The sequence below is a fragment of the Synechocystis sp. CACIAM 05 genome, from assembly GCF_010222815.1.
Taxonomy (GTDB): domain Bacteria; phylum Cyanobacteriota; class Cyanobacteriia; order Cyanobacteriales; family Microcystaceae; genus Synechocystis.
Genome location: NZ_CP019225.1, coordinates 2,421,616 through 2,436,752, shown reverse-complemented (window position 1 = coordinate 2,436,752; position 15,137 = coordinate 2,421,616). Strand labels below are relative to the sequence as shown.

10 protein-coding genes, 1 tRNA gene, 3 rRNA genes and 1 pseudogene are annotated in these 15,137 nt (G+C 49.0%); 9 read left to right on the top strand and 6 right to left on the bottom strand.

Annotated elements, in window-relative coordinates; all coding sequences use genetic code 11:
- Positions 1–69: 69 nt before the first annotated feature.
- Positions 70–978, top strand: coding sequence for a GNAT family N-acetyltransferase (locus BWK47_RS11535; RefSeq protein ID WP_010873403.1), 909 nt, complete (start codon positions 70–72; stop codon positions 976–978).
- Here BWK47_RS11535 and BWK47_RS11530 read toward each other — a convergent pair.
- Positions 975–2,099 (bottom strand): hypothetical protein, encoded by a 1,125-nt coding sequence (locus tag BWK47_RS11530; RefSeq protein WP_162328746.1) that lies wholly within the window; start codon positions 2,097–2,099, stop codon positions 975–977. The two genes, BWK47_RS11535 and BWK47_RS11530, sit on opposite strands and share 4 nt — an antisense overlap.
- A 34-nt stretch (positions 2,100–2,133) precedes the next feature.
- On the bottom strand, positions 2,134–3,417 hold the full coding sequence (hisS, locus tag BWK47_RS11525) for a histidine--tRNA ligase (protein ID WP_162328745.1): 1,284 nt from the start codon (positions 3,415–3,417) through the stop codon (positions 2,134–2,136).
- A 166-nt stretch (positions 3,418–3,583) separates the two neighbouring features.
- Between hisS and BWK47_RS11520 the strand changes: the two genes are divergently transcribed.
- Positions 3,584–4,597: an ABC transporter permease gene (locus tag BWK47_RS11520; protein ID WP_162328744.1), complete on the top strand. Its 1,014-nt coding sequence runs from the start codon at positions 3,584–3,586 to the stop codon at positions 4,595–4,597.
- Between the two features lie 43 nt (positions 4,598–4,640).
- Here the strand turns inward: BWK47_RS11520 and BWK47_RS11515 are convergent, their stop codons facing one another.
- Both BWK47_RS11515 and bioU read right to left on the bottom strand, forming a co-directional pair.
- Positions 4,641–5,231 carry a DUF2808 domain-containing protein gene (locus BWK47_RS11515; RefSeq protein WP_162328743.1) on the bottom strand — a complete coding sequence of 197 codons (591 nt, stop codon included), beginning with the start codon at positions 5,229–5,231 and terminating at the stop codon, positions 4,641–4,643.
- Between the two features lie 38 nt (positions 5,232–5,269).
- Positions 5,270–6,265, bottom strand: a complete 996-nt coding sequence (gene bioU / locus BWK47_RS11510) for a (S)-8-amino-7-oxononanoate synthase BioU (protein ID WP_162328742.1) — start codon at positions 6,263–6,265, stop codon at positions 5,270–5,272.
- 411 nt (positions 6,266–6,676) lie between these two features.
- Here bioU and BWK47_RS11505 point away from each other — a divergent pair.
- The 5 genes from BWK47_RS11505 (at position 6,677) to rpsU (ending at position 12,130) form a co-directional block, all read left to right on the top strand.
- Positions 6,677–8,165 (top strand): 16S ribosomal RNA (locus tag BWK47_RS11505).
- Positions 8,166–8,307: 142 nt separating this feature from the next.
- Positions 8,308–8,381: transfer RNA gene (locus BWK47_RS11500), tRNA-Ile, on the top strand.
- 249 nt (positions 8,382–8,630) lie between these two features.
- Positions 8,631–11,514 (top strand): 23S ribosomal RNA (locus BWK47_RS11495).
- A gap of 72 nt (positions 11,515–11,586) precedes the next feature.
- Positions 11,587–11,704, top strand: a 5S ribosomal RNA gene (gene rrf / locus BWK47_RS11490).
- Together the 16S, 23S and 5S rRNA genes with 1 tRNA gene alongside form the textbook arrangement of a ribosomal RNA operon.
- Positions 11,705–11,947: 243 nt before the next feature.
- The gene (gene rpsU, locus BWK47_RS11485) at positions 11,948–12,130 is read left to right on the top strand and encodes a 30S ribosomal protein S21 (protein ID WP_010873397.1); all 183 of its coding nucleotides are present in this window, start codon (positions 11,948–11,950) and stop codon (positions 12,128–12,130) included.
- Positions 12,131–12,228: 98 nt separating this feature from the next.
- On the opposite strand, the gene BWK47_RS11480 is transcribed toward rpsU, so the two are convergent.
- Positions 12,229–12,861, bottom strand: coding sequence for an ABC transporter ATP-binding protein (locus BWK47_RS11480; RefSeq protein WP_010873396.1), 633 nt, complete (start codon positions 12,859–12,861; stop codon positions 12,229–12,231).
- A 151-nt stretch (positions 12,862–13,012) separates the two neighbouring features.
- Between BWK47_RS11480 and BWK47_RS11475 the strand changes: the two genes are divergently transcribed.
- The gene (locus tag BWK47_RS11475) at positions 13,013–13,957 is read left to right on the top strand and encodes a Sll0314/Alr1548 family TPR repeat-containing protein (protein ID WP_162328741.1); all 945 of its coding nucleotides are present in this window, start codon (positions 13,013–13,015) and stop codon (positions 13,955–13,957) included.
- Between the two features lie 382 nt (positions 13,958–14,339).
- On the opposite strand, the gene BWK47_RS11470 is transcribed toward BWK47_RS11475, so the two are convergent.
- Positions 14,340–14,810, bottom strand: coding sequence for a hypothetical protein (locus BWK47_RS11470; RefSeq protein WP_237269623.1), 471 nt, complete (start codon positions 14,808–14,810; stop codon positions 14,340–14,342).
- An 80-nt stretch (positions 14,811–14,890) separates the two neighbouring features.
- Between BWK47_RS11470 and BWK47_RS16915 the strand changes: the two are divergent.
- Positions 14,891–15,137: pseudogene (locus tag BWK47_RS16915) on the top strand (IS701 family transposase); the annotation flags it as partial.

The following is a 15,137-nucleotide window of genomic DNA, read 5'->3' as shown; positions in this document are numbered from 1 at the left end:
AACCCGAAAGATTAAAAATTACTCCCTTGGCATCCCGTTACAGTGAAGAGCACTCTTCACCATTAACCGATGAGTTTGAGTTACCGTATTCGTCCCATGGCAGTTGCCGATCGCCCGTTGGTGACCCGTTGGGCCCAGCAGGAAGGATTTTGTCCGGGCATAGGGGATGTAGGGATTTTTTGTGACACCGATGACGCTGGCGTTTGGGTGGGGGAATGGGAAGGCAGCCCAGTGGGTTGCATTGCCGGCATTCGTTATGACGAAAATTACGGTTTTATTGGTTTATTTCTCGTTCAACCAGAATATCGGGGGCGGGGTTTTGGGGTGGCTCTCTGGCAAACGGCGATCGCCCATTTGGAAAATGTCCAGTGCGTTGGTCTGGAAGCAGCCCTAGCCAGGGTGGAAGATTACCAAAAATGGGGCTTTCGTCCCGCCTATTACACCCGTCGTTATCGTTTACCCCCTGCCGATCGCCGCTCCTGTGTGCGGCCAAGTTTTACCCCGGATTTTCCCCTCGGTTATCAACTTTTGGCCGGTGACCAATTAACAGAAGCCAAAGTGTTAGCCTACGATGCCCGCCACGAAGCTACACCTCGTCCCCTCTTTTTGCACGAATGGTTGGGACGGCCGGAGGGAAAGGTGATGGTAATTTTGGATGATCAGGGGGATTGTTGTGGTTACGGCCGCATTCGTCCCTGTTTATTGCCCGACGATGAAGATGGTTTTCCCCAGGGTTGGCGTTTGGGCCCCCTGATGGCTGATAGTACTGCTTTAGCCGGGGCTTTGTTGGACGTGTTACTTGGCGATCGCCAGGGGCCAGTGTTTATTGATGTGCCAGAAGTGAATCAAGATGCCATTTATCTGTTGGAAGAACGGGGCTTTGAACTGACTCTGTTAAATTTGCGGATGTATAAAGGCAATCCTCCCCAACTTCCCTTGGAAAACATCTACGGCCTAGCCTGTCTGGAACTCGGCTAAGCACTAGTCAACCGAGGCGGTAGAGGGGAATTAGGATAGCGGGGACGACGGTGCAGTAGGCTAACCATTTTGCTGGGATCGGGTAAATCCAGATGCACGGGCGGGCGATTTTCGTCCACCATCACCGTAATGTCAACTTGGATGGGATTTTCCAGTTCTGGATAAATTAGCTCCACAGAGTAACTGACGGAACGGAAAGGGTTAAATCCCTCTGATTTTTCTAACTTGTCTTCGGCATCGGTATCAGTTGATGACTCTACTATTACCAAGGCTTCTGGCTGTTTATCGTCCGTTACCTCCTCTTTTTCTTCAATAACATCTAAAACACTAGCCACCAAAGCCTCTGGCATTTCTTCCTGTACTGATTCCTTTATTTTTTCTTCTATTTGTTCTTCCCCTGCTTCAACATTAACGGCGATCGCTAACACGGGTTCGAGGATTGGCTCCTCCACTTTCTCTTCAGCTATTTTTTCAATGGTTGGCGCTGTAATTGCCAGCGGTTCTGGAATTTGCTCTTCAATTATTTCCCCTCTGTTTTCCGTTACTTCCGTGGTCTCTAGAGATTTACCGGGTTCCGTTTCCCCATTCCCTGTCAGTTTCACCCTTGCCTTTCTGTACCATTGCAGTACCGGTACCGGCTCTGGATCAAGCTCTGGCACCACCATAGGACGCTTTGGATGGGGCACAATGGCGTTATTGGCCTCATCTGTTACGCTCTGTTCTTCTTCCGGCTCCAATTCCTCTGGTTCAGTATTGAGTTTCGGTACTGTCACCGTGGTGATGGCAGGGGTAACAATTTGGAATTGAAAACGAATTTGCCAGGTTTCTCCACAAAGGTGATCGAATAAGTCTGGTTGGGCACTCAGTTGCCAGGTTCCCGGTTGGACAGTGTGCAAATCCAACAGAGAAATCAGACCGTCTTGATTAGTGCGGCCCTGGAAATCATGGTTTTCCACTTTGCCGGTGGCGGAGAAAAACTTCCAGCGCCATTGCATATACTTACCGGGCACTGCCAGCCGGGCCGCGAGACGGTAATGGCCCACGGGCAAGGAGCGGCAGGAATCTAGCGGTTGCCAACTGGGGATATCGTCGGTTTTAAACCAAATTGTCCATGGGGTCATGGCAAGTCACAGAAAAGTTAGAGGTGAGGTGGGGTTATTTTTCCCTATGTCCCGCTAAACGTTGTTTGAGTTCCGTAATGTTCCCCATTAAATCCTGTAACTGCAAGGTTTCCTGGGCTTTATCGGCCAGCCATTTAAGCTGTACTGTGCCCGTTGCTATTTCCCCATCTCCCAGTACTAAACAGGCGATCGCCCCGGATTTATCCGCCCGTTTAAATTGTTTGCCAAAGGCACTAGCACTTAGATCCAAAGCCACGGCCAAACCTTGATTGCGTAACTTTTGAGCCAGAATTAACGCTTGGGGTTCTGCCTTTTCCCCTTTGGAAATCAGGTACAAGTCCGGGCTAGGAGCGGGGGGCGTAGCCATTTGTTGCAAAAGGATAATTAATCGCTCTAATCCCATGGCCCAACCCACGGCCGGGGTAACGGGGCCTCCCAATTCCGCCACTAAGCCGTCGTAACGACCGCCGCCACAAACGGTGGCCTGGGCCCCCAGATCGCTGGATTGAATTTCAAAAGCGGTGTGGGTGTAATAATCCAAGCCCCGCACCAGGGTAGGGGTGAGTTGGTAGGCAATGCCCAAATTCGTTAGTAATTGTTGCACTTGGTCAAAGTGCCGTTGGGAATCCACTCCGAGATGATCCAAAATGCTGGGGGCATCCTGGACAATTTCCTGGGTTCGTTTGGCTTTGCTGTCCAAAATTCTCAGGGGATTACGCTCTAATCTATCTTGGGAGTCGGGATCTAGTTCAGCTTTAAAAGGAGTTAAGTAAGCGATCAAAGCTTCCCGATACCTTTGGCGATCGCCGCCGTTACCAACGGAATTTAGGGCAAGGGAAAGGTTACTCAAACCAAGGGCTTTGAGAATATCGGTGCCCAAAGCGATAACTTCCACATCGGCCCTGGGATCGGCACTGCCCAACACTTCTACCCCCAATTGATGAAATTGCCGTTGTCTGCCCGCCTGGGGTCTTTCGTAGCGGAACATGGGCCCGGTGTACCACAGCCTTTGCACTCCGCCAGCGGCCTGTAAGTTCTGTTCAATATAGGCCCGCACCACCCCAGCTGTGCCTTCTGGCCTCAAGGTAATCGGGCGGTCACCCCGGTCGGTAAAACTATACATTTCCTTCCCCACCACATCTGTGGCTTCCCCAATACCCCGCTCAAACAGGGAAGTCTGCTCAAAAATTGGGGTGCGAATTTCTTGATACAAAGCCCGGTCTAAAATGCTTTTGGCGATCGCCTCTACCCACTGCCAGTAGTTGGTTTCCGGGGGCAAAATGTCACGGGTTCCACGAATGGCTTGGATAGCTCCCATAGTTCGGCTCAGTTCCTGTCAAACAAATACGTTCCTAACCTTAGCGGATTCCGAGGACCCATTGCTCCCTGGCGATCGGCATCTGCACCAAGAAAAGGCTTAGGCTATATTGACTAGGAAAAATCCCCAGATGGGATCTAACCAGCAGTTCTTAATTCAGTAATCCATGCGCAATCCCCTCCGTTGGCTCCAAAATGACGACTTTGCCTATGTTGTCCAGCGGTTGATAGAAGGGCTGATTACCTTATTGCTAGCATCCCTATTAAGCTTTGCCATTATTCAGCTAGCCCCCGGCAGTTATCTCGACACCCTCCAGCAAAATCCGAAAATTTCCCCAGAAACCCTGCAACAGCTAAAAGTTCAATTTGGCTTGGATCAACCTTGGTATGTGCAATATTGGCGCTGGCTCACCCAAGTGGTGACCCGTTTCAATTTTGGTGAAAGCTTTGTCTATAACCGTTCCGTTGCTTCCCTACTAATAGAACGGATTCCCGCCACCCTACTACTAGCCATAACATCCATCATTCTCACCTGGGCGATCGCCATTCCCTTGGGCATTGTGGGGGCCGTACAGCAAAACACATTCATAGACCGGAGTTTGCGGGTAATCAGCTACATCGGCCAAGGATTTCCTAGTTTTATCACTGCCCTACTTTTATTATTTCTTGCCCAATCCGTTTCACCCCTGTTGCCGGTGGGGGACATGACCAGCATTGATTTTGCCGAATTTTCTTGGCCCCATAAGGTTTGGGACGTGGCTTGGCACATGATTTTACCTACCCTCGCTTTGAGCATCACCAGTTTTGCTGGATTACAAAGGTTGATGCGAGGCCAATTGCTTGATGTGTTGCGCCAGGACTACATTCAAACTGCCAGGGCTAAGGGTTTGCCCGAAAATCGGGTCATTTACGTCCATGCCCTCCGTAATGCCATCAACCCTCTGATCACCATTCTGGGCTTTGAATTTGCTAGCTTACTCAGTGGCGCTTTTATCGCCGAATTTTTCTTTAATTGGCCCGGTTTAGGTCGTCTAATTCTCCAAGCAGTCACCGCCCAGGATCTGTATCTAGTGATGGGCAGTTTAATGATGGGGGCAACTCTCCTCATCGTTGGTAATCTTCTGGCGGACTTACTGCTGAAATTTACCGATCCCCGTATTCAGTTGGCGGATCTGAAATAGAATTCCCACTCAATATCTGAATAGTTGACCGGCAATGTCCCAGTTACCAAGTTCCACCCCGATAAAATTGAAACCGGGCTACCCCCAAATCCATGGCTTGGGAATTTTCCCCCGGTGGTAAGGCAAAAACTCGAAATTGGTAGACTCCAGGCACATCGGGATTCTTCCAGGGCTTTAGCCCAATGGTGACAGTTTCCCCAGGGGAAATGGTTTGGGCAAAAGTTACAGTGATTTTTCCCGTATCTCTGTCCCAATCCACCGACTCCAGAGCAACTTGGAACCCCCGATTGTGGAGATCGCCAAGAAAAGCAAAGGTTTGTTCCGGGTAAAAATTAATTGGGTCTGGGTTAGGTTGCTGTTGAAAAACAACTCTGTCGAGGGGTTCACCGGCCTGTTCCGGCAGAGAAATAGTGAAATAATACTTCGCCGCCGGAATTGACACCGCATTGAAGGTGGTAACACTATCCACCAACTGGGGAGGACGACTAAAAAAACGCACTCCCCCCGGTAATTCCCCCGCTTCAGCAATGGACATCTCTGGCCCAAAACTTCCGTAGGACTGGGTTAAAACTAGCCCAGAGGCGATCGCCAGTCCCGCTATTTTTCCTAAGCCCAGGGAAATTGGTCTAGTCATAGATAGTTTACCTGAACCGATTGAACAACGTTGATAGATTAACGCACAAATTTGGGCATCACATCCGCTGCTGTAAATAAACCCTTTAAACCCTGACGATGTAACCCATAACCCGCTTTCAAATAACCAAAGGCCGGGCCGCAAACATTGGCCGCCATGCTGGTTTCATCCCCCAGGGTAAAGGTATGGCTAGAAATCTTCCCTTCAAAGGTTCTGCCGGTGATTTTTACGTGGGTACTCAACGGTTTCTTCGGATTACGGGTATCCACCACGCCCCCCACCGTTACTTGGTCTCGGTGACAGATGCCCGCCAACTCCAACATGATGTCATCAGCATGTTCCATATCTTCCAAAGCCAAAATGCCATTGGTTTGATCCAACAGAGCCGCCACCTCCGCATCCGTCATGGCTTGGGCTTTATCGACGTTGTACCCGGGCATGTGAGCAATGTCTTCCCGAATGGTGGCCCGGTAAGCTTCCCAATTAGCAATGCCCACCCCAAAAGTAATTTTTACCTGATGAATTTCCTGAAAACTCTGGGAGGCGATCGCCGCCGCCGCCGTCAGTAAACCGGGGGTCGCCCCACAACCCGTCATATAAGTAATACCTGCTTGGGCTAGATCCTCCCGCAATGTTATTAACTGCTCCACCGCACTGGTCCGCTTGAGCGCATCCACCAATACCCCTTGCCAGCCAGAGGCGATGAATTGCCGAGTCACATCCGCCATGAAAGTATTTGGCAAATTCGGTAGCGCCAGAAAGTAGCCATCTACTTCCCCCTCACCAATTAAATCTTCAATGCTTTGCTCACTCATCTGTCCCTTCTTGGCCTTACCCACGGAACCTTGCTGGGTATAAGCCTGCACCGCATTATCCACATCAATGCCGTCCGCACCATATAGATACCCATGGCGATCGGCCACAGCCACTAGCTTCATCTCCTGCTTGGGTGCCAACAACCTAGCTGCCGCTTGCCCCAAACCACCAAAACCGAGAATGCCAACCCGCAAAGGTGCCAGAGAATTGTTTTCCATTAATCTAAACCCACAAAAACGACTTCCCCATTATCGGACGGAGGAGGTGCAGAGGGGGGAGCAGATAGTTCTGAGGAATGGGAAAGGGGAGTTACCGGTGTCGAGCGAAGTTTTTTTCTATCGTTGAAGCCCTTACTATGACTGTGATTCAGGGATTTTGAAAAATATTTTGTGAAAAGGTGTTGACTTTTCTTGTGGTATTCCGTATATTGATAAATGCGCGGTTGAGAGCGAAAGCGACTCGAAAGCGCCCCGAACCTAGACAAAGAAATAGTTTGAGAGACAGAAACCAGACCCTTGTTAATTCAATTAACAAACCAAAGTCTGTTTCTACTTGACAAAGAGTTTAACTCAAGTCGGAAGAAATAGCAATAGAAAAGAGCCGAAACTTATAAATTGGTTATTTTTAACACAATGGAGAGTTTGATCCTGGCTCAGGATGAACGCTGGCGGTATGCCTAACACATGCAAGTCGAACGGAGTTCTTCGGAACTTAGTGGCGGACGGGTGAGTAACACGTGAGAACCTACCTTCAGAATGGGGACAACAGTTGGAAACGACTGCTAATACCCAATGTGCCGAAAGGTGAAAGATTTATCGTCTGAAGATGGGCTCGCGTCTGATTAGCTAGATGGTGGGGTAAGAGCCTACCATGGCAACGATCAGTAGCTGGTCTGAGAGGATGAGCAGCCACACTGGGACTGAGACACGGCCCAGACTCCTACGGGAGGCAGCAGTGGGGAATTTTCCGCAATGGGCGAAAGCCTGACGGAGCAATACCGCGTGAGGGAGGAAGGTCCTTGGATTGTAAACCTCTTTTATCAGGGAAGAAGTTCTGACGGTACCTGATGAATAAGCATCGGCTAACTCCGTGCCAGCAGCCGCGGTAATACGGAGGATGCAAGCGTTATCCGGAATTATTGGGCGTAAAGCGTCCGTAGGTGGTTATGCAAGTCTGCCGTTAAAGAATGGAGCTTAACTCCATAGGAGCGGTGGAAACTGCAAGACTAGAGTACAGTAGGGGTAGCAGGAATTCCCAGTGTAGCGGTGAAATGCGTAGATATTGGGAAGAACATCGGTGGCGAAAGCGTGCTACTGGGCTGAAACTGACACTGAGGGACGAAAGCTAGGGTAGCGAAAGGGATTAGATACCCCTGTAGTCCTAGCCGTAAACGATGGATACTAGGCGTGGCTTGTATCGACCCGAGCCGTGCCGAAGCTAACGCGTTAAGTATCCCGCCTGGGGAGTACGCACGCAAGTGTGAAACTCAAAGGAATTGACGGGGGCCCGCACAAGCGGTGGAGTATGTGGTTTAATTCGATGCAACGCGAAGAACCTTACCAAGGCTTGACATCCCTGGAATCCTGCGGAAACGTGGGAGTGCCTTAGGGAGCCAGGAGACAGGTGGTGCATGGCTGTCGTCAGCTCGTGTCGTGAGATGTTGGGTTAAGTCCCGCAACGAGCGCAACCCTCGTTTTTAGTTGCCATCATTAAGTTGGGCACTCTAGAGAGACTGCCGGTGACAAACCGGAGGAAGGTGGGGATGACGTCAAGTCATCATGCCCCTTACGCCTTGGGCTACACACGTACTACAATGGTCGGGACAACGGGCAGCAAGCTCGCGAGAGTAAGCGAATCCCATCAAACCCGGCCTCAGTTCAGATTGCAGGCTGCAACTCGCCTGCATGAAGGAGGAATCGCTAGTAATCGCAGGTCAGAATACTGCGGTGAATTCGTTCCCGGGCCTTGTACACACCGCCCGTCACACCATGGGAGCTGGTCACGCCCGAAGTCGTTACTCTAACCGCAAGGGGGAGGGCGCCGAAGGCAGGGCTAGTGACTGGGGTGAAGTCGTAACAAGGTAGCCGTACCGGAAGGTGTGGCTGGATCACCTCCTTTAAGGGAGACCTTTACCCCTTCATCTTGAAAGCAAAGTGCAAATAGAGAGAAGTTGGTCAACCAAAAGGTCGAGCAAGGGATTAACCGAGAGGTTAAAGAGTAGAAGTCTTTCAAACTATTGCCTAGGCGAGGTAAAAGACAAGGGCTATTAGCTCAGCTGGTTAGAGCGCACCCCTGATAAGGGTGAGGTCTCTGGTTCAAGTCCAGAATGGCCCACCTAACCAAAAAAGCCAAAAAGAAGGATAAACCCTTCAGCATCCTGTCTGATGAGAGTCAGAGGGAATGCTGGATGTAAGTCCAGTAAGAACCTTGAAAACTGCATAAAGAAAAGAGAAAGCAGGGAAAATCTTGCTCTTCCTAACCGTTTTGATATTAACCACAAGGCTTTTGGCTGAGTGTGAGACTGAAGGGCGGTAAAGGTAGGAGGAAAGATAATCCTAGTTAGCAAAAAGAAGATCTTAAAAAGGTCAAGCTACAAAGGGCTAACGGTGGATACCTTGGCACACAGAGGCGAAGAAGGACGTGGTTACCGACGAAACGCTTCGGGGAGCTGGAAACAAGCATTGATCCGGAGGTGTCCGAATGGGGCAACCCAAGTGAACTACCCGCTGAATAAAATAGGCGGGAGAGAGCAAACCTAGTGAACTGAAACATCTTAGTAGCTAGAGGAAAAGAAAACAAAAGTGATTCTCCAAGTAGCGGCGAGCGAACGGGGAACAGCCTAAACCAGTCTTTTCGAGGACTGGGGTCGTGGGACAGCAACGTGGACTGAGTAGATTAGACGAAGCAGCTGAAAACTGCACCAGAGGAGGTGAAAGTCCTGTAGTCGAAAATTGAATCAGCCTAGCTGTATCCCGAGTAGGTCGGAGCTCGTGGAATTCCGATTGAATCAGCCGGGACCACCCGGTAAGGCTAAATACTACTGTGTGACCGATAGCGTAAAGTACCGCGAGGGAAAGGTGAAAAGAACCCCGTTGAGGGGAGTGAAATAGAACATGAAACCGTTAGCCTACAAGCAATGGGAGCTCGATTAAACGAGTGACCGTGTGCCTGTTGAAGAATGAGCCGGCGACTTACAGGTTGTGGCAGGTTAAGGTGTGTTGCACCGAAGCCAAAGTGAAAGCGAGCCTGAATAGGGCGTTAGTCACAATTTGTAGACCCGAACCCGGGTGATCTAACCATGGCCAGGATGAAGCTTAGGTAACACTAAGTGGAGGTCCGAACCGACTAATGTTGAAAAATTAGCGGATGAGCTGTGGTTAGGGGTGAAATGCCAATCGAACCCGGAGCTAGCTGGTTCTCCCCGAAATGTGTTTAGGCGCAGCGGTTGTAAAGTCAACTTGGGGGGTAAAGCACTGTTTCGCTGCGGGCGGCGAGAGCTGTACCAAAGTGAGGCAAACTCAGAATACCCAAGAAGAAACGACCAGTAAGACGGTGGGGGATAAGCTTCATCGTCGAAAGGGAAACAGCCCAGACCACCAGCTAAGGTCCCCAAATCATCACTAAGTGAGAAAGGAGGTGGGAGTGCATTGACAACCAGGAGGTTTGCCTAGAAGCAGCAATCCTTAAAAGAGTGCGTAATAGCTCACTGGTCAAGCGCTCCTGCGCCGAAAATGAACGGGGCTAAGTGATGTACCGAAGCTGTGGACTCAGATATGAGTGGTAGGGGAGCGTTCTGTATAGGGTGAAGCACTAGCGGCAAGCAGGTGTGGACAGTACAGAAGTGAGAATGTCGGCTTGAGTAGCGAAAATATGGGTGAGAATCCCATACCCCGAAATCCTAAGGGTTCCTCCGGAAGGCTCGTCCGCGGAGGGTTAGTCAGGACCTAAGGCGAGGCCGAGAGGCGTAGTCGATGGACAACCGGTCAATATTCCGGTACTGATTATAGATTGTGGCGGGGGACGGAGAAGGCTAGTGCAGCTGGAAGTTGGTTACCAGTCCAAGCATTCGAGGCGATGAGAGACGGCGAAAACGTCTTGAGCAGAGGTGTGATGGGGAGTCTCCACGGAGACGAAGTGCATGATGTCAAGCTTCCAAGAAAAGCCCGAACCACGTTAATTTATAGTCACCTGTACCCGAAACCGACACAGGTAGGAAGGTAGAGAATACTAAGGGGCGCGAGGTAACTCTCTCTAAGGAACTCGGCAAAATTACCCCGTAACTTCGGGAGAAGGGGTGCCTCCAGCAATGGAGGTCGCAGTGAATAGGCCCAGGCGACTGTTTACCAAAAACACAGGTCTCCGCAAAGTCGTAAGACGCAGTATGGGGGCTGACGCCTGCCCAGTGCCGGAAGGTTAAGGAAGTTGGTCAGGGAGTAATCCTGAAGCTAGCGACTGAAGCCCCGGTGAACGGCGGCCGTAACTATAACGGTCCTAAGGTAGCGAAATTCCTTGTCGGGTAAGTTCCGACCCGCACGAAAGGCGTAACGATCTGGGCACTGTCTCGGAGAGAGGCTCGGCGAAATAGGATTGTCTGTGAAGATACGGACTCCCTGCACCTGGACAGAAAGACCCTATGAAGCTTTACTGTAGCTTGGAATTGGGTTCGGGCTTTGCTTGCGCAGGATAGGTGGGAGACTATGAAGTTGCTCTTGTGGGAGTAATGGAGTCAACGGTGAGATACCACTCTGGTGAGGCTAGAATTCTAACTTGTTCCCGTTATCCGGGAGAAGGACAATTTCAGGTGGGCAGTTTGACTGGGGCGGTCGCCTCCTAAAAGGTAACGGAGGCGCGCAAAGGTTTCCTCAGGCTGGTTGGAAATCAGCCGAAGAGTGTAAAAGCAGAAGGAAGCTTGACTGTGAGACTGACAAGTCAAACAGGGACGAAAGTCGGCTTTAGTGATCCGACGGCACTGAGTGGAAGGGCCGTCGCTCAACGGATAAAAGTTACTCTAGGGATAACAGGCTGATCTCCGCCAAGAGTTCACATCGACGCGGAGGTTTGGCACCTCGATGTCGGCTCATCGCAACCTGGGGCGGTAGTACGTCCCAAGGGTTGGGCTGTTCGCCCATTAAAGCGGTACGTGAGCTGGGTTCAGAACGTCGTGAGACAGTTCGGTCCATATCCGGTGTAGGCGTAAGAGTATTGAGAGGAGACTTCCTTAGTACGAGAGGACCGGGAAGTACGCACCTCTGGTGTACCTGTTATCGTGCCAACGGTAAACGCAGGGTAGCCAAGTGCGGAGTGGATAACCGCTGAAAGCATCTAAGTGGGAAGCCCACCTCAAGATGAGTACTCTCATGGTGTTAAGCCAGTAAGGTCACGGGAAGACTACCCGTTGATAGGCTCTAGATGGAAGTTCAGTAATGAATGAAGTCGAGGAGTACTAATAGACCGAGGGCTTGACCTTTATTCTTCATTTTTCTTTCTCTTTTCTTGTGCAGTCTTCTGGGTTTCTTCTCAGCAAAACCCAAAAATCTTTCTTGGTGTCTTTAGCGTCATGGAACCACTCCGATCCCATCCCGCACTCGGTTGTGAAATGTGACAGCGGCGACGATACTCTGGGGGTTGCCCCACGGCACAATAGTCCGATGCCAAGTTCCTCTTTCTTTGATCTAAAGCTCTCCATTTTACTTGGGGAGCTTTTGGCCATCTTAAAGTCAGGTTCAAAATTATAGTCCGGGAAATAACGATAATATTTTCTCCGACTTGGACTAATGGAGATTGTCAACGGGGGGAATGATAGAATTGGTAGAAGTCTAATGTGGGCTTTGTAGAAATTTTCGGATATTTATTCCCCTAGCTCCCTTTTGTTGTTAACCCAGGAGGTTTAAAACTCTCAGATGACTCAAGTTGTTGTAGGTCAAAACGAACCAATTGAATCCGCGCTACGCCGCTTTAAGCGTCAGGTCGCAAAGGCTGGCATCTATACAGATTTCAAAAAGCATCAATTTTTTGAAACGCCGCAAGAAAAGCATAAACGCAAGGAAGCAACCCGCAGAAGACAGCGTTCCCGTCGTCGTTAGTCGATTGTTGGCACTGAGATTAGAAATATACTTTAATTTTCTAAGAACTTCTTCGGTTTTCGTATAGCCGAGGGAGTTTTTGTTTTTCCTGCTATATTTCAGGGGTTTTGGGGAGTTAAGCTGCCTCTTTCTAAACGCCAACATTGGTCGGCGATCGCCGTTAGTTCTCCTGGATCATGGGTCACAACGAGAAGTCCCCAATGGTCTTTTAATTTGATTAGTAGATTGGCTAATTGTTGACGCATCGACCAATCTAGACCTGCGGTAGGTTCATCGAGGAGAAGAATATTGGGTTGGCGAATTAATTGCACGGCTAAGGACAACCGTCTTTGTTGGCCACCACTGAGAGCTTGGGGTGAAAGATTCCAAGGGCAATGACCCAGACCAACCTCTTGTAGGGTCTCTGCAATGCGGCTGCGGGGAAGCTCCGGATGTCCCAAGCGCAATTCCTCTAGCAGGGTGCCACCGCAGAAATGACGCTCTGGGAACTGGAACACTAAACCACAGAGCTGCTGGAGGTGGAGAGGTGTTAACTCCTGGGTTTGCCAACGGATATGACCGCTGGTCGGTTCTGCCAGGCCGGAAAGGATTTCTAACAGAGTGGTTTTACCAGAGCCACTAGGGCCAATTATCAAACCGAGTTGTTGGGGAGCTAATTCTAAATTGATATCTTTTAGAATGGGATGCAATGCGGCGGGCGGATGGTAGCAAACGTCGTTTAAACACAGCATATTGATAAAGTTGAAACGCAGTCTCCCTGCCAGTTCCGCCAAAAGCTGGATATTATGGCAATCACAATTCCTTAGAATTTTAGCTTGATCGGCCTAATTTTCTTGGTTTTGCCAGTGCTCTTTCTGATTCTCACTGTAGATACAATCGATTATGTTGGTTTTCCTCACCCGTTTTACTCCGATGAATTTAATTCGTAATCGTTGGGCCCAAATTTTTACCCAATCTCTATTAGGAGTCCTAATAGCTGGTGGTACTGCCTGGGCAGGGGATCCCTTTCGCCCTAAGAATCCCCATAATATTGGCGACCAAACAGAAGCTGCCTTTGAAGCCATTTTTCGTGATGGGAACTATCGGGGGGCAGAGGAAATTTTGGCTGGGGCGATTCAAGCTGAACCTAATGAGCCTTTGGTTTATGCCATGCAGGCTTCTTTTGCCTATGACGCTAATGATATGGAAGGAATGAGGAAGTACGCCCAGCAAACCCTAGAGTCGGCCCAGCGCTTGGCCCCCAGCGATCCCTTACGGGGTAACCTATACATTGCTGTGGGTCATTTTTTGGAGGGTAGTTATCTGCTAAAAAAGGGTAGTTACTTACAAGCTGTAGGTAAAACAGGTACGGTATTCGAACACCTAGACAAAGCATCCGCCATTAATCCCAATGATCCGGAACTTAACCTTTTGCGGGGTTACTTAGATCTGTTTTTGTCCCGTTATACTCCCTTTAGCCAATCGGAACAGGTAATTAGTCGCTTTGAGCAGTATGCGGCACCTGACTATCTCCGTTACCGTGCCCTAGCCACTACCTACCGAGATTTGGAAAAGTATGACCTTGCCATGGCTAATATTGACCGGGCGCTGGCTATCACCCCAGACAATCCGGAATTGCAATACTTGAAAGGGCAGTTTTTACGTAATGAAGGACGCCGCAGTATGGATTTAGGCAAGCTTCAACAGGCTCAGCAATACTACGCAATGGCCCTACAAAAACAAGATCAGCTATCTCGGGCATTGGTGGTTCAGCTTAACCATGAAAACAATGCGGTAGTAGATGAAATTCAAAAATTAGCCCAAAATCCTAGTCTTAAGGGCTTCTAAAAGAGGAGAGGCTATCATTTGATCCCCTATCGTTTGATCCCCTATCGTTGATTAATAAAAATCAACTGGCTTGGGGTGAAAACGTATAATATTTCCATTAACAATTATGGCCAGACTCTCCTAGCCAAGTATTAGATATGAGCCGATATGGGAAAATACGTGGGCGATGATGGTAGACTCGAAACCGTAGCACAAAAAAAGGTGGCCTGCCATGACACCAAACATTGTATTTCCTGCCACTATATAGACAATTATTGCCGTTGATTAAGGGAGTAACGGAATTGATGGCTAATAGGAGGTGGGAAAGTCCAAATAATACTGCACTAATTCCAATTGCCAATCCCATGACAATATTATTGGGTTTTCCTTTTTGAATCAGTCGTCAGCTGGCCCGCACAATCAAAGTCATAATTCCCCAGCGGATCAGGATTTCCTCAGTGATGCCTCCGTAGATGATTCTGACAGCTATGGGAGGTAATAGGAGAGCTTGGGTATTAGCCAGTGGAGGGGACGAAAGAAAGTGAAAACCAATGATAATGGCTACACCTATTAATCCACCTACTAGCCCGGAGATAAGTTGAGGATAGAACGCATGAATAACCCTGCCATGGTTGAGAAGGGCAGAGAGCGTTGGTGAGCATAGTCCAACCCTTTTACTTAGTATTGAACCCAATGTTGCTGCTAGTAAAACAAACAATGCTCCTTGGATCAGATTTGCAATTTGCAGAGTTTGTAAAGATACAGGAATTGCAGTTGGATCGACAACTAAAGACAACATTAAAAATGAACTAGCGATTACACCCGGTACACATAAACAAAACAATAAGAGAGTTAATTTATAATCTATTTTCATGTCCAATTTCTGTTTATCCCTCTTTCATCAGACTGAGGGAATTAAAATGGAGATAAAAGGCTGAAAAGCGCGGAGGGAGAATGACAAAGACAAGAGAGGCGAAAAAGACAGTACAGTGTGTAGACACATATAGTGAACTGTATAAAGATATATTTCCAGAAGTGAGGTCTTATGAGTCATTTAAATATATCATTGTGGGAATATTAAGTGATATAAAAAGAAAGAGTCTACCTGCAATAGCATCATCACTAGGATTGAAAAATGAACAGGGACTACTGCATTTCATGACAGATTCTCCTTGGGAATTAAAAGAATTAGAAAAAAGAA